This window comes from Micromonospora citrea, from assembly GCF_049629545.1.
GTDB lineage: Bacteria > Actinomycetota > Actinomycetes > Mycobacteriales > Micromonosporaceae > Micromonospora > Micromonospora citrea_A.
This window is the reverse complement of record NZ_JBNADX010000021.1, coordinates 63,307-84,048: the sequence shown is the minus strand read 5'-3', so window position 1 is coordinate 84,048 and position 20,742 is coordinate 63,307. Positions and strand designations below refer to the sequence as shown.

17 protein-coding genes and 1 pseudogene are annotated in these 20,742 nt (G+C 73.1%); 9 read left to right on the top strand and 9 right to left on the bottom strand.

What is annotated here, in order from left to right:
* The first annotated feature begins 29 nt into the window (after window positions 1-29).
* A complete protein-coding gene (locus ACPFP2_RS21630; RefSeq protein WP_424090993.1) occupies window positions 30-1,097 on the top strand; it encodes an NYN domain-containing protein in 1,068 nt (355 codons plus the stop codon).
* 110 nt (window positions 1,098-1,207) lie between these two features.
* Here ACPFP2_RS21630 and ACPFP2_RS21625 read toward each other — a convergent pair whose 3' ends face one another.
* Window positions 1,208-1,606 (bottom strand): DUF2267 domain-containing protein, encoded by a 399-nt coding sequence (locus ACPFP2_RS21625; protein WP_424090992.1) that lies wholly within the window; start codon window positions 1,604-1,606, stop codon window positions 1,208-1,210.
* A 276-nt stretch (window positions 1,607-1,882) separates the two neighbouring features.
* Between ACPFP2_RS21625 and ACPFP2_RS21620 the strand changes: the two are divergent.
* Window positions 1,883-2,629 (top strand): annotated as a pseudogene (locus tag ACPFP2_RS21620) (glycosyltransferase); the annotation flags it as partial.
* Between the two features lie 438 nt (window positions 2,630-3,067).
* On the opposite strand, the gene ACPFP2_RS21615 reads toward ACPFP2_RS21620, so the two are convergent.
* Complete coding sequence (locus tag ACPFP2_RS21615; protein ID WP_424090991.1) at window positions 3,068-4,276, bottom strand: EamA family transporter; 1,209 nt, start codon at window positions 4,274-4,276, stop codon at window positions 3,068-3,070.
* On the opposite strand from ACPFP2_RS21615, the gene ACPFP2_RS21610 reads away from it, so the two are divergent.
* Window positions 4,275-5,702 carry a PLP-dependent aminotransferase family protein gene (locus ACPFP2_RS21610; protein WP_424090990.1) on the top strand — a complete coding sequence of 476 codons (1,428 nt, stop codon included), beginning with the start codon at window positions 4,275-4,277 and terminating at the stop codon, window positions 5,700-5,702. The genes ACPFP2_RS21615 and ACPFP2_RS21610 overlap by 2 nt on opposite strands.
* Before the next feature lie 80 nt (window positions 5,703-5,782).
* Here ACPFP2_RS21610 and ACPFP2_RS21605 read toward each other — a convergent pair whose 3' ends face one another.
* Together ACPFP2_RS21605 and ACPFP2_RS21600 are read right to left on the bottom strand one after the other, a co-directional pair.
* Window positions 5,783-6,976 (bottom strand): PASTA domain-containing protein, encoded by a 1,194-nt coding sequence (locus ACPFP2_RS21605; protein ID WP_424090989.1) that lies wholly within the window; start codon window positions 6,974-6,976, stop codon window positions 5,783-5,785.
* 40 nt (window positions 6,977-7,016) lie between these two features.
* Window positions 7,017-8,015, bottom strand: coding sequence for an endonuclease/exonuclease/phosphatase family protein (locus ACPFP2_RS21600; protein ID WP_424090988.1), 999 nt, complete (start codon window positions 8,013-8,015; stop codon window positions 7,017-7,019).
* Window positions 8,016-8,228: 213 nt separating this feature from the next.
* On the opposite strand from ACPFP2_RS21600, the gene ACPFP2_RS21595 reads away from it, so the two are divergent.
* Window positions 8,229-8,351: a hypothetical protein gene (locus ACPFP2_RS21595; RefSeq protein WP_424090987.1), complete on the top strand. Its 123-nt coding sequence runs from the start codon at window positions 8,229-8,231 to the stop codon at window positions 8,349-8,351.
* A 211-nt stretch (window positions 8,352-8,562) separates the two neighbouring features.
* Here the strand turns inward: ACPFP2_RS21595 and ACPFP2_RS21590 are convergent, their stop codons facing one another.
* From ACPFP2_RS21590 to ACPFP2_RS21570, 5 genes are all read right to left on the bottom strand, one after another.
* Entirely contained in the window at window positions 8,563-9,966 is a 1,404-nt protein-coding gene (locus ACPFP2_RS21590; RefSeq protein ID WP_424090986.1) for a nitronate monooxygenase, read from the bottom strand.
* 44 nt (window positions 9,967-10,010) lie between these two features.
* Window positions 10,011-10,637, bottom strand: a complete 627-nt coding sequence (locus ACPFP2_RS21585; RefSeq protein WP_424090985.1) for a biotin transporter BioY — start codon at window positions 10,635-10,637, stop codon at window positions 10,011-10,013.
* Window positions 10,638-10,829: 192 nt separating this feature from the next.
* Window positions 10,830-11,144 carry a sulfurtransferase TusA family protein gene (locus ACPFP2_RS21580; protein ID WP_424090984.1) on the bottom strand — a complete coding sequence of 105 codons (315 nt, stop codon included), beginning with the start codon at window positions 11,142-11,144 and terminating at the stop codon, window positions 10,830-10,832.
* Window positions 11,141-12,085, bottom strand: coding sequence for a F510_1955 family glycosylhydrolase (locus ACPFP2_RS21575; RefSeq protein WP_424090983.1), 945 nt, complete (start codon window positions 12,083-12,085; stop codon window positions 11,141-11,143). Before ACPFP2_RS21575 ends, ACPFP2_RS21580 begins: the two co-directional genes overlap by 4 nt.
* A gap of 37 nt (window positions 12,086-12,122) precedes the next feature.
* Window positions 12,123-13,244 (bottom strand): multicopper oxidase domain-containing protein, encoded by a 1,122-nt coding sequence (locus ACPFP2_RS21570; protein WP_424090982.1) that lies wholly within the window; start codon window positions 13,242-13,244, stop codon window positions 12,123-12,125.
* Window positions 13,245-13,596: 352 nt separating this feature from the next.
* Here ACPFP2_RS21570 and ACPFP2_RS21565 point away from each other — a divergent pair, with 352 nt between their 5' ends.
* From ACPFP2_RS21565 to ACPFP2_RS21545, 5 genes are all read left to right on the top strand, one after another.
* Complete coding sequence (locus tag ACPFP2_RS21565; RefSeq protein WP_424091037.1) at window positions 13,597-17,229, top strand: nitrate reductase subunit alpha; 3,633 nt, start codon at window positions 13,597-13,599, stop codon at window positions 17,227-17,229.
* Window positions 17,229-18,848, top strand: a complete 1,620-nt coding sequence (gene narH / locus ACPFP2_RS21560) for a nitrate reductase subunit beta (protein ID WP_424090981.1) — start codon at window positions 17,229-17,231, stop codon at window positions 18,846-18,848. The genes ACPFP2_RS21565 and narH overlap by 1 nt, the downstream gene beginning before the upstream one ends.
* Complete coding sequence (gene narJ / locus ACPFP2_RS21555) at window positions 18,845-19,519, top strand: nitrate reductase molybdenum cofactor assembly chaperone (protein WP_424090980.1); 675 nt, start codon at window positions 18,845-18,847, stop codon at window positions 19,517-19,519. Before narH ends, narJ begins: the two co-directional genes overlap by 4 nt.
* The gene (narI, locus tag ACPFP2_RS21550) at window positions 19,516-20,262 is read left to right on the top strand and encodes a respiratory nitrate reductase subunit gamma (RefSeq protein ID WP_424090979.1); all 747 of its coding nucleotides are present in this window, start codon (window positions 19,516-19,518) and stop codon (window positions 20,260-20,262) included. The genes narJ and narI overlap by 4 nt, the downstream gene beginning before the upstream one ends.
* A gap of 82 nt (window positions 20,263-20,344) precedes the next feature.
* Window positions 20,345-20,674 carry a carboxymuconolactone decarboxylase family protein gene (locus tag ACPFP2_RS21545; RefSeq protein ID WP_424091036.1) on the top strand — a complete coding sequence of 110 codons (330 nt, stop codon included), beginning with the start codon at window positions 20,345-20,347 and terminating at the stop codon, window positions 20,672-20,674.
* Window positions 20,675-20,742: the final 68 nt, after the last annotated feature.

Genomic DNA, 20,742 nt, shown 5'->3' with positions numbered 1-20,742 from the left:
CGCGGCCCGGGCGGGCGTACGCTGACCTGGTGGATCAAGAAGACCGGATCGCCCTCTTCCTCGACTACGAGAACCTGGCCCTGGGGGCGCGCGACCACCATGGCGGCAGGCCCTTCGACTTCCGCCCGATCGCCGACGCCCTCGCCGAGCGCGGCCGGGTGGTGGTGCGGCGCGCGTACGCCGACTGGTCGTACTTCGACGAGGACCGCCGGATGCTCACCCGCTCCCACGTCGAGCTGATCGAGATCCCGCAGCGGATGGGCGCTTCCCGTAAGAACGCCGCCGACATCAAGATGGCGGTCGACGCGGTGGAGTTGGCGTTCGAGCGCGGCTACATCTCCACCTTCGTCATCTGCACCGGCGACAGCGACTTCACCCCGCTGGTGCACAAGCTGCGCGAGCTCAACAAGCGGGTGATCGGGGTCGGCGTGGAGAAGTCCACCTCGGCGCTGCTGCCGCCGGCGTGCGACGAGTTCCTCTACTACGACCGGCTGGAAGGGGTCGACATCCCGCCGGCGCGTGCCCGGCGGGGCCGTCCCACCCGCCCGGCCGAGGCCGCCGCCCCGGCCGACCAGGACCTGGAGCAGGTGGCCGCCGCCGAGGAGCCGGTACGCGACGTCGACGCCCTCGCCGTGGTCGTCGCGCAGACGGTGGCCGGTCTGCAGGGCGGCGCCGGGGGCGCGGTGACCGCCTCCCGGCTCAAGCTCACCCTGCTGCGCAAGGACCCCACCTTCAGCGAGTCCGACTACGGGTTCCGCACCTTCGGCGAGCTGCTGCGTCACCTCGCCGCGCACAACGTCGTCGAGTTGGCCGAAGGCCCGGCCAAGGGTGATCCCGAGGTGTCGTTGCCCGAGCACGGCGACCGGGAGGTGGCCTTCGGGCTGCTGCGTACCGTGGTCGCGGAGTTGGCCGCCGCAGGCGGCCCGGTCGCGCTCTCCGGGCTGAAGAACCAGCTCCGTCGGGCCCGGCCGGACTTCAGCGAGCAGAAGCTCGGGTACCGCAGCTTCCTGCAGTTCTGCAAGGCCGCGGCCACCGGCGGGGTCGTCGACCTGGCCTGGAATCCCGAGGTCGACGACTACCTGCTCACCCCGCGCTGACGGGCGTCCGCCCCGCCACCGGCTCTCCGGCGGCGCCACCGGCTCGTCCTGCTGTCGCTTCCGGGCCGTCGCCGCGACGGCCGCCCCGACGGGCCGGCTGCGCGCGCTGGTCAGGACCGGCGTCGGACGAACGGCGCGGACCGGTCGACGACGTCGGCGTACTCGGCGGGCAGTTGGGCGACCGCCTGCTCGTACGCGGCGGGGTCGAGGGCGTCGCGCAGGACGTCGAAGACCGCGGTCACGCCGTCTCTCACCTGGTCGCCGTCGACGTCCGCACGGCCACCGACCCGCGCGACGAACACGTCGAGCCCGAACCGTTCGGCGGCCTCGCTGGCGCCGAAGGCGTGCGCCCGCAGTCCTTCGGGAAGCTGACCGGCCAGGTCGCGCGCCTCTCCACCGTCGATGCGTTCGGCCAGGGTGGTCAGGGTGGCCCGGGTGACGGCGGCGGCCTGCTCCGGTGACAGGCCGGAACGCGTCGCCACCAGGGCGAGGAACTCGTTGTCGTTCACCTTCGGGCCCTCTCTCTCGCCGACGGGGCAGCCGAGTTCCCGCGGTGCGCCTCCGCAAACGGGTCGGCAACCGGGCCCCCTCGGCCGCCGGCACCTGCGGATGCTCGATCCGGAGGTCCGTCGGCGTCAGGACGGCCCCCGGTGACGAGGCAGGCTCACGGAAACCGCGGCTCGGAATTGCGGAGGAGTCGTCGTCGGGGTCGGGCATTCTCAAATGGCGAGAAGGTGGCAATGGCTGCCGATCTGGACCCCAGTGCCGACCCCTAATCGCGGTCGATGACGGGGTGTGTCGATCGTCGGCCATTTACGGTGGTGATTCCCACCTACGGAGTTCCCGCCATGTCCACGCAGGATGCCACGCCACTGATCTCCGTCGTTGTTCCGACGTACAACCGTTCCGAACTGCTGTGTGGCACCCTGACCGCGTTGGCCGACCAACGGATGTCGGCAGCGCACTTCGAGGTCGTCGTGGCCGACGACGGCTCGACCGACGACACCCGGGACCGGGTGGAGGCATTCACCGACCGTCTGCGCATACGGTACGTACACCAGGAGGACCTGGGCTTCCGCGCCGCCGCGGCCCGCAACGCCGGCGCTCGGCTGGCCGGCGCCGACGTCCTGGCGTTCGTCGACACCGGCGTGCTGCCCGGCCCGGATTTCCTCGCCGCCCACCTGGCCGTGCACCGACGCCCCGGCCCGTCACGCGCGGTGATCGGCTACACCTACGGCTACCGGCCCGACGACCCCACCCCCGGCCTGGATGCCGCACTGCGCTCCCACAGCCCCGAGGAGATCGTCCGGCGGTTCGGTGCCGCCCCCGCCTTTCAGGACTCCCGTCATCCCACTTTCGCCTCCAGCCGGTTCGACCTCTCGCGCATTCCACTGCCCTGGCAGTTGTTCTGGTCGCTCAACTGCTCCGTGCCGACGGTTGACTTCCGTGCCGTCGGCGGTTTCGACGAGGACTTCCGGTCCTGGGGCGGAGAGGACATGGAATTGGGAATCAGGCTGCACCGGCGCGGTCTCGCGTTCGAGGTCAGCCAGGAGGCGTGGGCGGTGGACACACCGCACCCGCGATCGGTGACGCAGGATGTCAGCGACAATCGCAGTAACGTGCTCACCATTCTGCACAAGCATCCCGAGCCGGTGACCGAACTGCTGTGGGCGTGGTTCTCCCGGCACCTGCCCCAGTTGGGTGACACCCGCGCCTGGCACGTGAGGCAGGAACTGCCGGCGATCCGGCGTGCGACCGGCAGAGTCCGCAACAAGGACGTGACGGCGGAGCTGACCCGGCTGCGCGACGACCTGCCACCGGGGGCCCGGGTCGCCGTCTTCGGCTGCGGCCCGGCGCTGCCGGACGGCTTTCCATCCGCGGTGCTGGTCGACTTCGACGAGCACCTGTTACGACAACTGCCGCGGAGCCCGGAGCACCAGATCCACCACAGCCTCGGCATCCGCACCGTCCTACCCGACAACGCCGTCGACGTCGTGCTGATCACCTCCCGGATGGCGCCGCTGTGGCGACGCTGGGGACGGCACATCCTGGCCGAGGCGCATCGCGTCGGCCGGGCGGTGCGCGGGGCGGGGACGGAGCCGCTCGCGGCCACCTCCGGTTGATGCTCCGGCCGTACCTGGAAGTCGTGGTCCCGACGGCAGGCGCGACCGGTCCGGCGGTGGCGGCATCAGGTCAGGACTCGCCGACGGTGGACTCGTCGACGCAGCGGTGGGCACCACGGACCCGGTGGGGCCTGCGGGCGTCGGCGCGTTGGTGCGGGTGCGCTGGATCAGCATGACGCACGCCAGCACCATCAGCGCCGCCGCGATCGAGGCCGGGGTGACCGTCTCGCCGAGCAGTAGCGCCGACCAGGCCAGGGTGAACACCGGCTGGGCGAGCTGGAGCTGGCCGACCCGGGCGATGCCGCCCCGGGCCAGCCCGGCGTACCAGGCGAAGAAGCCCAGGAACATGGAGACCACGCAGAGGTAGCCGAACGCCGACCAGGCGACGGTGTCGGCGTGCGGAGGATCGGCCACGGCGGCGACGACCGTGACCGGCACGGTGACGGGCAGCGAGAGCAGCAGCGCCCAGCAGATCGTCCGAGCGCCACCCAGCTCGCGGGCGAGCGCGCCGCCCTCGGCGTATCCCAGGCCGCAGAGCACGACCGCCGCGAGCAGGAACAGGTCGGGCGGGGAAACCGCCCCGCGCACGGCGCCGCTGGCACCGAGGAAGGTGAGCACCGCGATCAGCCCGCCGAGGCCAGCGACCCAGAACAGCGGCGGCGGGCGTTCGCCGGCTCGCCGCACCGCGAACACGGCGGTCATGGCGGGCAGCACGGTGATGACGACCGCGCCGTGCGCGGAGGTCTCGGTGATCAGCGCCAGCGAGGTGAACAGCGGGAAGCCGACGACGACGCCGAGGGCGACGATCGACAGTCGCCGCCACTGGCCGCGGGTGGGCCGCGGTGCGTCGGTGAGACGCAGGTACGCCCACGCCAGCAGCGCCGCGCCGACTGCCCGGCCGAAGGCGACGAACCACGGGTCGAGTTGCTGCACGGCGACGCGGGTGGCGGGCAGCGACATGCTGAAGGCGAGCACGCCCAGCGCGCCGAGCGTGAGACCGACCGTCCGATCCGCTGTTACCGTGTGCGCGGCAGTAGCGCTACTCTTGGCCCTCATGAATGACGGTAACGCAGCGGCACGCGTTATCCAAGATCTCCGTCGACTCGTGGCTGTCGCGGATCCCGGCACACGGCTGCCCTCGGTGCGCGAGCTGACCGCCCGGCACCAGGCCTCACCGGTCACCGTCGCCGAGGCCATCCGGCAGCTGGTGGCCCAAGGGCTGATCGAGACGCGACCTGGCAGGGGCACCTTCGTGGCCACCCCGCCGCACGAGCGGCGCGCCCCCGACCTGTCCTGGCAGACCGTGGCGCTCGGCCCGCGCCGGCCGGGTGAGGAGGAGATGCAGGCGCTGCTGGCGGTACCACCCGCAGGGGCGATCCCACTGTCCGGCGGCTACCTGGACGCGGATCTGCAGCCTGCCGCCGCGCTCGGCGCCGCGCTCAGCCGCGCCGCCCGGCAGCCCGCGTCCTGGCAGCGCGGGCCGGCCGAGGGGCGCGAGGACCTACGGGCCTGGTTCGCCCGCGAGGCCGGGGCCGGGCTGCGCGCCGACGACATGGTGATCTGCCCCGGCGGGCAGGCCGCGCTGTCGACGGCGCTGCGGGCGCTCACCACGCCCGGGGACACCCTGCTCGTCGAGTCGCCGACCTACCTGGGTGCGCTGGCCACCGCCCGGGCCGCCGGACTGCGGGTGGTGCCCGTGCCCGCCGACGCCGACGGCGTGCGACCCGACCAACTCGCCGTCGCGTTCGCCCGCACCGGCGCCCGGCTGTTCTACTGTCAGCCGCTGCACGCCAACCCGCACGGCGCGACGCTGGCCGGGCACCGCCGGGCCCAGGTCGCCGATGCCGTACGCGAGGCCGGGGCGTTCCTGATCGAGGACGACTACGCCCGCGACCTCACCCTCGACGGCCCGGCCCCGCCACCGCTGGCCGCCGACGACCCCGACGGACACGTCATCTACCTGCGTTCACTGACCAAGTCGACCGCGCCCGGGCTGCGGGTGGCCGCGATCGGCGCCCGCGGCCCGGCCGGCGCCCGGCTACGGGCGGGCCGGCTGCTCGACGACTTCTTCGTCGCCGGTCCGCTGCAGCAGTCCACGCTCGAGTTCGTCACCGCCCCGGCCTGGGCGCGTCACTGCCGCGCCCTGCGCGCCGCGCTACGGACACGGCGTGAGGCGCTGCTGGACGCGCTCCGCAGGCACGTGCCGGAACTCGCCCAGCAGCCGGTCCCGCGCGGGGGCATGCACCTCTGGGTCCGCCTGCCCGAGGGCACCGACGACGTCGCGCTCGCTGCTGCCGCAGCCGCCGAAGGGGTCGTCGTCTTTCCCGGTCGCCCCTGGTACGCCGCCGAACCCCCGGCCCCGCACCTGCGCCTCACCTACGCCGCCGCCCCCGCCGATCTGATGGACGAGGCCGTTCGCCGCCTGGCCCGCGCCCTGCGATCTCCGTCGGAGACCGTGCAGGGTCGGTACGCGGCTCGGTGAACCGGTCGGGGCCTCCACCGGCACGCGACGTACGACGGGGACCGCGACCAGGGCGGCGGTGACTGCTGCCCCGTGACGGCCTACGGGATCGGGCCGGTCTGCATGGTCATCGTGACCGTGGTTCCCGCCGCCACCTTCGTGCCGCCCGTCGGCGACTGGCTCGCGACCCACGCGCTCGCACTCGTCGAACCGGTGAACTTCGGCACCAGCCCCGCGTTGCGTACCGCCTGGTCGGCCTGCGGGCGCAGCATCTCCCGGACGTGGGGGACGGTCTTGTCCAGCGGCAGCTCCACCGAGAGCGAGACGCTGCACGAGGACGTCGCGTTGAACGTGGACAGCCCGACCAGGTGTGCACCGGCGTAGAACCGCTGCTCGGGGGTGAGGTTCAGTGGCGGCGGGACGAGGTTGTCGGGGATCCGGCCGGGCAGGTCGGGCCACAGCTCCGGTGGCAGGTAGTTGGCGAAGAACATGACGAGCAGGTCGTCGGTGGCGGAGCCGACGTGCGGACACGGTCCACTGTTGCCGAACCGGCAGGGCAGGTTCTGGTGGTACGGGAAGTAGTCGTAGTGCTCGGCCTCACCGAACACGGCCCGGTGCCGGGGCTTGGCGATCGCGTTCCAGTCGGGGCCGCTCAGCGTGGCGTCGGGGTCGATGGTGCCCCAGGTCAGCAGGCGGGGCACGGTGCCCTGGTGGATGGGCTTGGTGCCGTAGTTCGGCTGCCAGTCGTTCCACACCCCGCTGAGCGAGGCGACGGCGGCGACCGGGATGCGGGTGGCGAGGATGCCGGCGTGCAGCGCCCCGTAGGAGTGCCCGGCCAGGCCGGTCTGCGCGGCGGGCAGCAGGGCACTCTTGCCGCTCCAGCCCTGCCGCATCCACGCCACCGTGTCGGCGAGCGCCTGCTGGGTGCGAGGGCTCAGCGCGGGGTGCACGGCGATGTCGGGCAGCTCGGGTACGGCCACCACGTACCCGGAACGGGCCAGCGCGGCCGGGGTGCGGAACCACCGTTGGTAGTGGTTGGCGTCCTGGTCGCAGTGCCCGTGGGCGAAGACGACGAGCGGGTACTTGCCGCAGCCGGTGAGCATCGCCGCGGTGTCCGGGGTGGAGTCGATGCTGGGGTGGAACACCCGGACGCGGGTGGGCGCGCCCTGGGTGGGGCCGTACTCCCGCCAGCCCCAGAAGACCGGGGCGAGGGCGCTGGGCTGCCAGCCGATCGGGCAGGTGGACGGCGGGTCGAGGGCGGTGGGTCGGATCTCGTCGGGGGTCGCGTGGGACACGGGATGCTCCTCGTCGTGCGGACGGTGCCGGCGGCACGCCTCACGCGCCGCCCACGTCAGGAGCGTATTGACGTGTCGACGCAACGTGACCGGAATTTCGCCGTCCTGCCGCTGATCCGACAGTGTCGGGGCGCAGAGCCTGGGGTCGACGCTGCTGGGCGGTGGCGGGCCGGTCGGGCCGGCTGGGGCCGACCGTGAGCGTGACCAGCAGCCCGGGGTGGTCGGTGGCCCCGTGCATGTTCACCGACCTGCGGGCACCGATGGTCACGTCGTCGGTCGCCATGAGCTGTTGCACGGCGCCGTCGTCGATGCGCCGGTAGCCCGGTGGCAGGCACGAGCGCACGTCGGGTGAACCGCCGTGCCGGAGGTTGAGGTCGCCGCTGACCATGGTGGGGGCGTACCCGGCGCTCCTGCGGATCGTCGGCACGACCGTGCCGAGCAGGTGGCCGCACTGGGCGAGCGCGACCGTGCCACTGGTGGCAGCCAGGTGTGTGGTGCAGGCGTGCACGAGGTCGGTGACGTGCACGCAGAGCCAGGCCCGCTGCTCGGGGTCGGCGACGTCCTGCGTCGGGTGCATCCCGCTGTGCACCGTGTGAACCCGGTGCGGCCCCGGCAGTCGGATCAGCAACCCGATCCCGTACGGCCGGCCGTTGCGGCACCGGGTGGCGTCGCCGCTCGGGCGGTCACCGGCGACCGTGAACGCCGACACGACACTGCCGCCGCCGTGCACGTCGGCGAACGCGCGCTCCAGCACGGCCATGTCGTCCTGACAGACCTCGTTGAGGGTGACCAGGCCGGGCGTCCCGGCGCGGATCACCTCGACGGCCTCGGTCACCGACCGGCCGGTGTAGCAGCCGGCGCGGCCGCTGTTGCAGAGGTTCATCTGGAGCGCCCGCAGCGTCGTCGACCCGGGTGCGTCGACGCGGGACGGGCCGGCCGGCAGCGCGGCGGCGGCGATCAGCCACGCGAGAGCCAGGGCTCGACGGACACCCCGCCTTCGGCCGGCACGGGTGACGGTGCCGGGTGGCTGTTCGGACATGTGGACTCCGGGGTGGCGGAGGCGACGGCGCGGCCGGCCTGCCGGTGATCCTACTGCCGGCCGGTCGGGCGCCACCCCTGATCTTGGTGACCCTCCCTTGTGGAATCATGGCGGCTCGACAGCGCGATCTTCGTGTCAAAGCATTGGGGGACTTGTATGCGCGGATCGGCACGACGACTGGCCGTCTCGATTGTCGCCGCGACCGTCGCGGCGGTGACGCTCGCGTCGCGGGCACAGCGCTCCGCCCGGGACCGGTGCATGATGTACAGCGGCGAGGTCCTGTACGGCACCAGTTGGCAGGGCGCCGGCCGGTACAGCTGGGGCAACTGCGGCTGAGCCGTCCTCGGCGAGCGACTCGACCCGCACGACGCGGGTCTGGTCCACCGGGAGCCGCGGTGCCGGACGGGTCCGGACCGGGCTGCCCCCGCCGATGGCCGTGACCGGCGCAATCGCTGGTCACGGCCATCGGTCTCAGCGGACCGGTGCCGTCCCCGCCGGAGGGAGCGGGCCGGGCACCGGTCCGGGTGGGTCGCCCGTCCGCCGGTGTTCAGGCGGGGGTCGCTGCGGACGCCCCGAGCAGGTATTCGACGACGTCGGCGGCGTCGTAGTCGTCCCGACCGCCCATCAGCGGGGGCAGGAAGGACAGATCCTGCCCCAGGGTCAACAGCGGTGGTTCGCGGTAGCCGTCCGGTCGGCGCTGCCCCAGACCGACGGCGGCGACGAGGCCGTTGCACAGGCACCGACTGCCGACGGTGTCCTCGACCGCCCCGCCCTTGCGCAGGTAGTCGTCCACCGGTTCGGCGGGACAGCGGTACCCGACCCTGCCGTCCGGGCGTTGGTACGGCGTCCGGAGATAGCCGAGGTCGCAGTGGCGCGGCCGGCCGGCGTAGACGTCGTCGTCCGCGGCCGTGCCGGGCAGGTGCACCAGCTTGAACGGAAAGCCGGTGGGCGACACCGCGGCGTGGTTGCGTACCACCAGGGTGCCGGGGGCCGCCCGGGTCAGCATGCGCCGGCGCAACGTCGCGTCGAGGCCCGACTCCCGGCACAGCGCGAACGCCGTGCCCACCTGCACTCCGGCGGCGCCCGCATCCCGCGCCGCGGCCAGGTGGTCCGGACCGCACTGACCGCCGGCGATCCAGAACGGCAGACCCAGCGCGGCCACCTTGGCCAGGTCGACGCCGTCGCGGGGGCCGTACACCGGCTCACCGTCGGCGCTGAGCCGCAACGCGCCCCGCGGACGGGCGCTGTGCCCGCCCGCCAGCGGGGTCTCCACCACGAACCCGTCCGGTCGCGTGGTGTCGTCGCGGGTGAGGTAGGCGGCGAGCACGGCGGACGAGACGATGGCCAGCAGACGGGGCCGTCGTACCGGTGCGGGTGTGGCCCGGAGCAGGTCGGCGGGGTCTAAGGTGACGTGGAAACGCTGACCCGCCGCGGCCGCCTGCACGGCCACCGACAGCCGGGCCGGGCGGTGCTCGGCCAGGGTGTCGAGCAGGCCCGGGATCTCGGTCGGCAGTCCGGCGCCCATCAACACGTAGTCGACGCCGGCCAGCATCGCGCCGTACACCGCCGCCGGGGTGGCCATCTGGATCTTCTCCAGGTAGTTGACCCCGACCGGCCCGTGGTGGCCATCCTTGGCGAGGAACACCTCGACGAAGTTGCCCAGCACCGCCAGTTCCTGACCGTGGCGGTGCGAGCGCAGCCCGAGCCGGGGCACCGGCCGGTACGGCTGGGCCCGGTCGGTCCCGCCGGGCACGAAGTAGCGGCGTAGCGTCCGGTCGGCCAGCGCGGGGTCGGGGAAGTGTGCCAGCGCCCGTCGTACCTGCCCGTCCGGGTCGCCGTCCTGGAGGCGGCGGGCGAGCAGCGCGTCGAGGGCCACACCGGAGACCACGCCCAACTGGCCGGTGCCGGCCACGGCCCGGGCCAGCCGCCACCCGGACACGCCCACCCCCATGCCACCCTGAATGATCACGGGAGTGCCGGCGGCGTGCGGGCGGGTCATCGGGGAGCCCGTCTCGGGTCCGGTCGGTCGGAGATCCGGCCGGCCAGGCGCCAGGAGCCGGGCAGCAGGCCGGCCGCCAGCAGGGCCTTGAGCAGGTCGCCGGCCAGGAAGGGCAGCACACCCACGGCTACCGCCCGGGACAACGGCATCGCCGTCGTGGCGGCCAGCCACGGCACGCCGATCAGGTAGATCAGCGCGTTGCCGGCGGCCATCATGCCCAGCGCACGGACCGGTCGCCGGTCGGCCCCGGCCGCGGCCAGCCGACCGACCAGCGCCGCGGCGAGCACGAAGCCCAGCAGGTAGCCCATGGTCGCGGTCGGCCAGCCGGCCGTACCGCCGGCGAACCACGGTACGCCGAGGCCGCCGGCCACGACGTACAGCAGCATGCCGGCCGTTCCCCGGGCCGGGCCCAGGGCCGCGCCGGCGAGCAGCACGGCGAACGTCTGTCCGGTGACCGGCACCGGCGAGCCGGGCACCGGCAGCGTCAACTGCGCGGCCACGCCGACGCCGACGGCGGCGCCGACGATCATGACCGTGTCGCGTGCCACGGAACGCCCCCACACGTCCGCCAGCACGCCCCCGCCACGGCCGGGCACCGCTGCGTGCACGACGCCGTCTGTCATCTCGACCCTCCCTTGCCGGCGAGCGCCGATCAAGGCGCCGCCGGTGTACCGACGTGGTCCGGACCGCCGGCCACAGTCCAGCGGTGATCGGGGGCAAGCCTGTGCCCGTGCTTCGCGCCACGACAGAGCCTTAGGTCCCGCCCCGGCGGCGAACGGCTACCGCGCCGCTGATCCCCTGCCCGCCTCCAGGGCTCACCGATGCCGGGTCGGACGCCACGGGTTGCCCGGGTCGGTGCCCGCGCCGGCGACCGGGTGGGTGCGGATGCCGTACGTGGGGGCGCCGCGGTGTGGGATCGGCCCGAGGTAACTGTGGCCGGTCAGGTGGCACCAGGCGGGCAGGTCGAGCGGCGCGGCGGGATCGGTGGTGCGCAGGTGGATGACGGTGCCCGGGGCGACGTCGGCCACCAGCGCGCGCAGTTCCAGCAGCAGTCGTACGCAGCCGCGGTCGCCCCCGTCGAGCACGACCGTCGACGTCGTCGGCCCCGGACCGGACGGCAGGGGTGTCATGCCGGCTCGTAGTGGGTTCGCCAGGAGGCGCCCGCGTCGTCGCTGACCAGGACCCGCTCGTCCGCGGTCGCGAGGTACAGCGACGTCGCGTGCCAGGTCATGGCGTGCGCGGGTGCGCCGGCGTGGCCGCGCCGTTGCCAGGTCGTCCCAGCGTCGCCCGAACGCCAGACGACGCCCTCGGCGTCGGCGCCGAACAGTTCCTGTCGGGCCTGCCAGGTGAGCACGACCAGCGGCGGTGTCTGCGCCAGCGGGTGCCAGCCGCGCCCGCCGTCGGTGGAGCGTCGCAGTCCGCCGCGGCCCACGGCGAGCACCTCGTCGGGGTCGGCGGGGTTGACCTCGAACGCGCCGATCGCGGTCAGCGAGCGGTGTTCCCAGGTGCGGCGGTCGGTGCTGACCATGAACGCGCCGTCGGTGGAGTTGTACCCGTACAGCGCCCCGTGCGCGGCGCGCAGGCCGTGGAAGTCCGCCCTGCCGGGCAGCGAGGTGGCCGTCCAGGTGGCGCCGGCGTCGGTGGACTCGACCAGACCGAGGTTGCCGGGCCCGTCGTCGTTGGCGCCCGGGTGGCCGGAGGCGACGAAGTGACCCGGTCCGGTCACGGCGAACCCCATCAGGTCCGACGTGTGCGCCGACACCCGTACCGCCGACGCGGCGTCGTCCACGCGGTACAGGCCGTGGTGGGTCGCGAGGTGCACACGGCCGCTGCCCGGGTCGACGGCGAGGGCGTGGACGTGGCCGAAGTCCCCGGCGCGGGCCTGCCGGTCGTCTCCCGCGTCGGCGTCGGAGCGCAGGACCGTCGCGGCGACGACGGCGGCGAGCACCACGACGGCCGCCGCCACCGCGCCGATCGTGGCCCGCCGGCCACGCGTACGGCCGGTCGGGCGGGCCGGGCGACCGGGCGTCCGGGCCGGCGGGGTGGTTCTGCGGCGTGTCCTGGCGGTCATCGGAGGGCTCCTGGCTGCTGGGGCGGTGGGGAGGTGGTCACGGTGCCACCCGGAACAGACCACCGGCGCCGCGGGTGGCGTCGGCGAACCGGTGGGTGAGCATCGGGTACTCCCCGGGTGCGGGGAAGGCGAACTCGACGAAACCGCCCTGGGCGGGGGCCAGGTCCAGCGACTGCGCGCCGCCGCTGGTGGCGTCGGGACGCAGGACGTAGGCGCCCTCCTTGTACACGGTGTCGAAGACGGTGCCGACCACGTGGAACGAGGTCGGCGCCGACGGTCCGGCGTCGACGACCCAGATCCGGGTGCGGGCGCCGGTGGTGGCGGTCAACGGCGCGAAGCGGTACTGCCCGGCGTAGCCGTTGAAGGCCACCGCGTCGTACTCGGCCCGGTACAGCTTGCCCAGCCGGGCCAGCCCGTCCTGCGGGCCGAGCGCCAGCTCCGACTGCACCAGGACGAACTCCCGGTCCACGGGTGCCAGGTGGGGCGGGTCGATGATGATCGCGCCGAACATGCCGTTGCCGATGTGGTGCACCGCCGGGGCGCTGCCGCAGTGGTACATGAACGCCCCGGCCCGCTGCGCGGTGAAGGTGTAGGTGAGCCGCTCACCCGGCTCGATGCTGCGCATCTGCGCGTTCGGGGCCACCTGGGAGGCGTGGAAGTCGACCGAGTGCCCGGTCGAGCCCTCGTTGACCAGCGTCACGACGAACCGGTCGCCGACCCGGCCGCGCAGCGTGGGACCGGGCAGCATGTCGTTGTACGTCCAGGTCCGCTGGCGTACGCCGGGGGCGACCTCGCGCACCGACTCCCGTACGGTCAGCGTGATCCGGTGCTCCCGGCCGGGCGGGGCGGGCGCCAGCGTCGCATCGCGGGCGCGGAACTGCGGGCCGGGGGTCGCGCCCGGGTCGTACACCGCCGGGTCGCCCTCGGTGCCCTCGTGGGCGCCGTGGTCGTGCCCGTCCTCGGTGTCCAGCTTCGGCTCGTCGGACGCCTCGTGTCCCGGGGTGTGTGCCGTGGCGGGTCCGCCCGCGAACCGGTCGCCGGCGGCGTAGGCCGTCCCGAGCAGCAGCACGAGGGCCAGGCCGCCGGCGACCATGCGGCCGGGGCGGCGGCGTCGGGTATCCGGCGGCTGCGGGGACTCCTGCGTCTGCTCATCGGTCATTCCCTCAGGGTTCGTGCGGAAAATGCCGGTCGGCAGGGACCGGGGACCCGGGTTGCGGCCCGATGGACCCGTGCGGCGCGCGGTCAACGGGGAGAGGCTGCTCACAGCTGGGGCCGGGCGGGCCGTACAACCCCGTGCGGGTACGGACTTTGGTCCCGCCGGGTCGGGACCGCAGCCTCACGACCTGCGGACTACGAGGGCGGAGGCTGAAGGCCGGACGCGCCCCTGCGTGTCCCCGACGGGGACGACCGTCGACCTGCTCAACTTCGAAGGAGTGACCGCCGTGTCGCCACAGCGCTCGCCGGACGCCGCCAGGACTCCCGCGACGGACCAGGTGCCCGGGGCGGCGCCGCTGCTGGCCGCTCGCCGGTTCCTGACCAAGGAGACCGTCGGTGATCACGGCCGGACCCTGCACGAGGTCGACGGCAACGGGTGGGAGTCGTTCTACCGGGACCGGTGGCGCTACGACCGGGTCGTCCGCTCCACCCACGGCGTGAACTGCACCGGCTCGTGCTCGTGGAACGTCTTCGTCAAGGACGGGTTGATCACCTGGGAGCACCAGGCCACCGACTATCCGACCACCGGCCCCGACGCGCCCGACTACGAGCCGCGCGGCTGCCCGCGAGGGGCGTCGTTCTCCTGGTACGAGTACTCGCCGTCGCGGGTGCGCCACCCCTACCTGCGGGGCGTGCTGGCCGAGATGTTCCGCGAGGGCCTCCAGCGGCTCGGCGACCCGGTGCTGGCCTGGGCCGAGATCGTGGAGAACCCGCTCAAGGCGCGCGCGTACAAGAGCCAGCGTGGCCGGGGCGGCTTCGTGCGGGCCGGTTGGGACGAGGCGATCACGATGATGGCGGCGGCGCACGTCTACACCACCAAGACGTACGGGCCGGACCGGGTCGTCGGGTTCTCGCCGATCCCGGCGATGTCGATGGCGTCGTTCGCCGCCGGCACCCGCTACCACGCGCTGCTCGGCGGCACCCTGCTCAGCTTCTACGACTGGTACGCCGACCTGCCGATCGCCTCCCCGCAGATCTGGGGGGACCAGACCGACGTGCCGGAGGCCGGCGACTGGTGGAACGCGACCTACCTGATGATGTGGGGCTCCAACATCCCGGTGACCCGCACCCCGGACGCGCACTTCCTGGCCGAGGCCCGCTACAAGGGCACCAAGGTGGTCGCGGTCAGCCCCGACTACGCAGACAACGTCAAGTTCGCCGACGACTGGCTGGCCCCGCACCCCGGCACCGACGGCGCCCTGGCCATGGCCATGGGGCACGTCGTGCTCACCGAGTTCTTCCGGGACCGGCAGGTGCCGTACTTCACCGACTACGTGCGCCGCTACACCGACCTGCCGTTCCTGGTCACGCTGCGCCGCAGCACGGACGGCGCCTGGGCGGCGGACCGCTTCCTCACCGCGGCCGACCTGGGCGAGGCCGACGGCGCGCACAAGACCGTCCTGGTCGACGAGCGCACCGGCGAGCCGGTCGTGCCGAACGGCTCGCTGGGGTTCCGGTACGGCGACGCCGGTGAGGGCCGCTGGAACCTGGACCTCGGTGACGTGGTCCCGGCGCTGGGCCTGCTCGGTCACAGCGACGAGACGGTGGAGATCGACCTGGCCCGGTTCGACGTCGGCGACACCGAGGGCGGGGCCACCATGCGCCGCGGCGTGCCGGTGCGACGCGTCGGCGAGCACCTGGTCACCTCCGTGTTCGACCTGCTGATGGCGCAGTACGGGGTGCGCCGCGGTGACCTGCCGGGCGACTGGCCCACCGGCTACGACGACGCGGACGCGCCGAACACCCCCGCCTGGCAGGAGCGCATCACCGGGGTGCCGGCCGCGCTCGCCGCCCGGATCGGCCGCGAGTTCGCCCGCAACGCCGAGCGCAGCCGGGGCCGCTCGATGATCGTCCTGGGCGCCGGCGCCAACCAGTGGTTCCACTCGGACATGACGTACCGGGCGTTCATCGCGCTGGTCACCCTGACCGGCTGCCAGGGCGTCAACGGTGGCGGCTGGGCGCACTACGTCGGCCAGGAGAAGGCGCGGCCGATCACCGGCCAGCAGCACATGTCGTTCGCCTTCGACTGGCAGCGTCCGATGCGGCACCAGGCCAGCACCCCGTTCTGGTACCTGCACACCGACCAGTGGCGCTACGAGCGGGTGCCGGCCGACGAGCTGTCCTCACCCCTGGGCACGGGCCGGTTCGCCGGCATGGCGTTCGCCGACACGGTCGCCGCCGCGCAGCGGATGGGCTGGAGCCCGGGCCATCCGGCGTTCAACCGCAACCCGCTGGACCTGACCGACGAGGCGGCCGAGGCCGGGGTCACCGTCCAGGAGCACATCGTCGCCGAGCTGACCGCCGGCCGGCTGCGGGCGGTGGCGGAGGACCCGGACGACCCGGCGAACTTCCCCCGCTGCCTGACCCTGTGGCGGGCCAATCTGCTCGGCTCGTCGGGCAAGGGCAACGAGTACTTCCTGCGCCACCTGCTCGGGGTGGACTCGTCGGCGACCGCGAGCGAGTGCGACCCGGAGCACCGGCCGCGTGACGTGGTGTGGCGCGAGGAGGCGCCCACCGGCAAGCTCGACCTGCTCACCGCGATCGACTTCCGGATGACCAACACCGGCCTGCACGCCGACCTGGTCCTGCCCGCCGCCACCTGGTACGAGAAGCACGACATCTCGACCACCGACATGCATCCCTTCGTGCACGCGTTCAGCCCGGCCGTCGAGCCGCCCGGCGACGTACACACCGACTACGACACCTTCCTGGCCCTGGCCGACCGGGTCAGCGAGCTGGCGGTGGACCACCTGGGCGTGCGCCGCGACGTGCTCGCCGCGCCGTTGCAGCACGACACCCCGGACGAGCTGGCGATGCCGAGCGGGCGGGTGCGCGACTGGAAGGCCGGCGAGTGCGAGCCGGTGCCGGGACGGACCATGCCGAAGCTGGTCGAGATCGAGCGGGACTACACGTTGATCGGCGCGAAGATGCGCGCCGTCGGCCCGCTGCTCGACACGCTGGGCACCACCACCAAGGCGCTCACGGTCGACGTCACCGACGAGGTGGCGTACCTGCGGCACGAGAACGGGGTCATCACCGAGGGCCCGTTCGTGGGGCGGCCGTCGCTGGCCACCGCCGACCGGATGTGCGAGGCGATCCTGGCGCTGTCCGGCACGACCAACGGCCGGGTGGCCGCCGCCGGCTTCGCGGCCCTGGAGAAGCGCACCGGGCAGCGGTTCGCCGACCTGATCGAGGGGCACGAGAGCGACCGGATCACCTACCCGGAGACGCAGGCCGCGCCGCAGCCGGTCTTCACCAGCCCGGAGTGGTCGGGGTCGGAGAAGGGCGGGCGCCGCTACTCGCCGTTCACCTTGAACGTGGAGCGGCTCAAGCCGTGGCACACGATCACCGGCCGCCAGCACTTCTTCGTCGAGCACGACTGGGTGGCCGAGCTGGGTGAGCAGTTGCCGGCCTTCCGCCCGCCGCTGAACATGGCCCGGCACTTCGGCCGACCGGGCGAGCTGGTCGACGGTGGTGTGACGGTGCGGTTCCTCACCCCGCACGCCAAGTGGTCCATCCACTCGATGTACCACGACAACGAGCTGATGCTGGCGCTGTCCCGCGGCGGTCCGGTGATCTGGATGAGCATCGAGGACGCGGCGAAGATCGGCGTCCGGGACAACGAGTGGATCGAGGCGCACAACCGCAACGGCGTCGTCGTGGCCCGCGCGGTGGTCAGCCACCGGATGCCCGAGGGCACGGTGTTCCAGTACCACTCGCCGGAACGCACGGTGAACGTGCCGAAGGCGGAGAAGAGCAACCGCCGCGGCGGCTACCACAACTCGATGACGCGGCTGCTGGTCAAGCCGACCCACCTGGCCGGTGGGCACGCCCAGTTCACGTACGCGTTCAACTACTACGGCCCGATCGGCAGCCAGCGCGACGAGATCACCGTGATCCGCCGCCGTACGCAGGAGGTGGAGTACTGATGCGAATCCGTGCGCAGGTCGCCATGGTGATGAACCTGGACAAGTGCATCGGCTGCCACACCTGCTCGGTCACCTGCAAGCAGACCTGGACCAACCGGGAGGGCACCGAGTACGTCTGGTTCAACAACGTCGAGACCAAGCCGGGCATCGGCTACCCGAAGCACTACGAGGACCAGGACCGCTGGCACGGCGGCTGGAAGCTGGACGGCAAGGGCCGGCTGGTCCTGCGCTCCGGTGGCCGGGTCAAGCGGCTCACCCGGCTGTTCGCCAACCCGGACCTGCCCTCGCTCGACGACTACTACGAGCCGGCCACCTTCGACAAGGACATCCTGGTCAACGCGCCCGCCGGGCTGACCGACACCCCGGTCAAGCGGCCGCACTCGGCGCTGACCGGCGAGCCGATGGCCGTCACCTGGGGGGCCAACTGGGAGGACAGCCTGGGCGGGGCGCACGAGCACGCCGGCGCCGACCCCAACATCGCCCGGATGCCCGCCGAGGCCGCGGCGAAGGTGAAGTTCGAGTTCGAGAAGACGTTCATGTTCCACCTGCCGCGCATCTGCGAGCACTGCCTCAATCCGGCGTGCGTGTCGGCCTGCCCGTCCGGGGCGATGTACAAGCGGGCCGAGGACGGCATCGTGCTGGTCGACCAGGACAAGTGCCGGGGTTGGCGGATGTGTGTGTCGGCGTGCCCGTACAAGAAGGTGTACGTCAACCACGCCACCGGCAAGGCGGAGAAGTGCACCTTCTGCTTCCCCCGTATCGAGGCCGGGCAGCCCACCATCTGTTCGGAGACCTGCGTCGGACGCCTGCGCTACCTGGGCATCGTCTTCTACGACGAGGACGCGGTGCTCGCCGCCGCGTCGGTGCCCGACGAGCACGACCTACTCGACGCGCAGCGCGCCGTGTTCCTCGACCCGGACGACCCGGCGGTGCAGCAGGCCGCCCGCGACGCCGGTATGCCGCAGGAGTGGCTGGACGCGGCCCGGCGCTCGCCGGTGTGGCGGCTGATCAGCGAGTACCGGATCGCGCTGCCGCTGCACCCGGAGTACCGCACGCTGCCGATGGTCTGGTACGTGCCGCCGCTGTCGCCGGTGCTGGACGCGGTCGGCGCCGCCGGTCGGGACGACACCGACGCCGACGACGTCTTCCACACCATTCGCGACCTGCGCATCCCGGTGGAGTACCTCGCCGAGCTGTTCACCGCGGGCGACGCCGACGCGGCCGCCGGGGTGCTGATGAAACTGGCCGTGATGCGCTCCTACATGCGGATGCGGACCCTGGACGGCACCGTCGCCGAGGAACTGCTGGACAGCATCGGCATGACCGCCGAGCAGGTCGAGGCGATGTACCGGCTGCTGGCCATCGCCAAGTACGACGAGCGGTACGTCATCCCGAAGGCCTACCACAAGGACGCCGCGGCCCTCGAGGCGCAGGCCGCCGCGCAGGAGGACTGCTCGCTCGACTGCGAAGGCGGCCCCGGCATGAACGCGGAGGCCACCGTGCAGAGCTTCCACCTGGTCGCCGGCGACGAGGTACGCCCCGGCCGGCCGGGGCTGTTGTCCCGGCGGTCGGACGGCCGGCGAGGGCTGTCCATCAACCCGCTGCGGAGCCGGTCGTGAGCGCCCCGCCGGTCGACCGGGCCCGCATCTTCCAGCTGGTCTCGGTGCTGCTGACCTACCCCGACGACGAACTGCTCGGCGCCGGCGAGGAACTGCGCGCGGCCGCCGACCGGATCGCGCACGAGTCGGCACGGCGGCAGGTCGGGCAGTTCCTGGACTGGCTGTCGGGCACCGCGCCGGTCGATGTGCAGCGGCACTACGTGCAGACCTTCGACCTGCGCCGCCGCAGCGGGCTGTACCTGACGTACCACCTGCACGGCGACACGCGCAAGCGCGGCATGGCGCTGCTCGTGCTCAAGCAGCGTTACCGGGCGCACGGTCTGCGGCTGGCCGACGGTGAGCTGCCGGACCTGCTGCCGGTGGTGCTGGAGTTCGCCGCCACCGTCGGGCCCGGTGACGGTGAGGCGCCGCTGCGCCAGCACCGCAACGGCATCGAGCTGCTGCGCAGCGCGCTGGCGGAGTCGGGCACGCCGTACCGGCTGCTGCTCGACGCCGTCTGCGCCGTGCTGCCCGAACTCACCGACGCCGACCGGGCCGCCGTCGCCGCGCTCGCCGTCGACGGGCCGCCGGTGGAGACCGTCGGCCTGGAGTCGCTCGGGCACGGCCCTGATCTGCACGGTGCGACCCTCGCCCCGTACCCCGTCTGCTCCTCGTCGGAGGCTGCGCGATGAACACGCTCGTCTGGATCGTCCTGCCGTACCTGTGCCTGGCGGTGTTCGTCGCCGGCCACGTCTGGCGGTGGCGTCACGACCAGTTCGGTTGGACCACCCACACCAGTCAGCTGCTGGAGAGCCGGCTGCTGCGTCTCGGCTCGCCCCTGTTCCACCTCGGCGCGTTCGGGGTCATCGGCGGACACGCCATGGGCCTGCTCGTGCCGGCGTCGGTCACCGAGCGGATCGGGATCAGCGAACACCTCTACCACCTGACCGCGGTGTGGGGCGGCACGGTGACCGGTCTGATGCTGGTGGTCGGCCTGGTGCTGCTGATCGCGCGCCGGCTGGTCAGCGGCCGGGTCCGGCGGGTCACCACGACGATGGACAAGATCCTGTACGTGGCGCTGGCCGCCATGGTGGCGCTCGGCATGACCGCCACGGTCGGCACCAACCTGCTCGGCGACGGGTACGACTACCGGGAGTCCATCGCGGTCTGGTTCCGAGGGGTCTTCTGGTTCCAGCCGCACACCGAGCTGATGACGGGTGCGCCGCTGGTCTACCAGTTGCACGCCATCGGTGGGTTCCTCTTCCTGGCGCTCTGGCCGTTCACCCGGCTGGTGCACGTCTGGTCGGCGCCGCTGGCGTACCTGTGGCGGCCGTACGTCGTCTACCGCAGCCGGCGCGGCGCGCCCCCGGCGGCGCAGCCCGCCCCGGCGGCGGTCCGCGACGCCGCCCGCCACCCGGTGTCGTCGGGACGCTGACCGCGATGCCCGTACCGTGGTCAGGGCGCGGCGGTCCCGGCGTCCTGACTACGGTATGGGCATGATCGGTACTGGAGGGAAGATGGACGAGGACTACCTGCCCGGCATCTACGTGCAGTTCCTGGAGCGTTTCCCGGACGTCGCGCAGGCCCAGGGCGCGCTGGCGCGCACGGTGCGCGAGCGCAACCCGTTCGACGACCGGACCGACCGGCTGATCAAGCTGGCGATGGCGATCGGCGCGGAGGCCGAGGGGGCGGTGCGCTCCAACGTGCGTAAGGCGCTGCAGCACGGGGCGACCCTCGACGAGGTGCGCGCGGTCGCGCTCGCCGCCATCACCACGTGTGGCTTCCCCACCGCGATCGCCGCGCTGGGCTGGATCGAGGAGGTCGCCGCGGCGTCGTCGGCCTCGTAGGCCGCGGGGCGGGTGCGACGGCCGGGCAGGGCGGTGGCGGCCGGCGCGTCACGCCGTCGGCCACCGCC

What these genes read in the sequence shown, in the direction of transcription:
- ACPFP2_RS21610 (WP_424090990.1), top strand. Translation starts at nt 4,275, where the DNA reads ATGAATGACGGTAACGCAGCGGCACGCGTTATCCAAGATCTCCGTCGA.
- ACPFP2_RS21615 (WP_424090991.1), bottom strand. Translation starts at nt 4,276, where the DNA reads ATGAGGGCCAAGAGTAGCGCTACTGCCGCGCACACGGTAACAGCGGAT.
- ACPFP2_RS21600 (WP_424090988.1), bottom strand. Translation starts at nt 8,015, where the DNA reads ATGTCCGAACAGCCACCCGGCACCGTCACCCGTGCCGGCCGAAGGCGG.
- ACPFP2_RS21590 (WP_424090986.1), bottom strand. Translation starts at nt 9,966, where the DNA reads ATGGGGGTGGGCGTGTCCGGGTGGCGGCTGGCCCGGGCCGTGGCCGGC.
- ACPFP2_RS21585 (WP_424090985.1), bottom strand. Translation starts at nt 10,637, where the DNA reads ATGACAGACGGCGTCGTGCACGCAGCGGTGCCCGGCCGTGGCGGGGGC.
- ACPFP2_RS21580 (WP_424090984.1), bottom strand. Translation starts at nt 11,144, where the DNA reads ATGACACCCCTGCCGTCCGGTCCGGGGCCGACGACGTCGACGGTCGTG.
- ACPFP2_RS21575 (WP_424090983.1), bottom strand. Translation starts at nt 12,085, where the DNA reads ATGACCGCCAGGACACGCCGCAGAACCACCCCGCCGGCCCGGACGCCC.
- ACPFP2_RS21570 (WP_424090982.1), bottom strand. Translation starts at nt 13,244, where the DNA reads ATGACCGATGAGCAGACGCAGGAGTCCCCGCAGCCGCCGGATACCCGA.
- narH (WP_424090981.1), top strand. Translation starts at nt 17,229, where the DNA reads ATGCGAATCCGTGCGCAGGTCGCCATGGTGATGAACCTGGACAAGTGC.
- narI (WP_424090979.1), top strand. Translation starts at nt 19,516, where the DNA reads ATGAACACGCTCGTCTGGATCGTCCTGCCGTACCTGTGCCTGGCGGTG.
- ACPFP2_RS21545 (WP_424091036.1), top strand. Translation starts at nt 20,345, where the DNA reads ATGGACGAGGACTACCTGCCCGGCATCTACGTGCAGTTCCTGGAGCGT.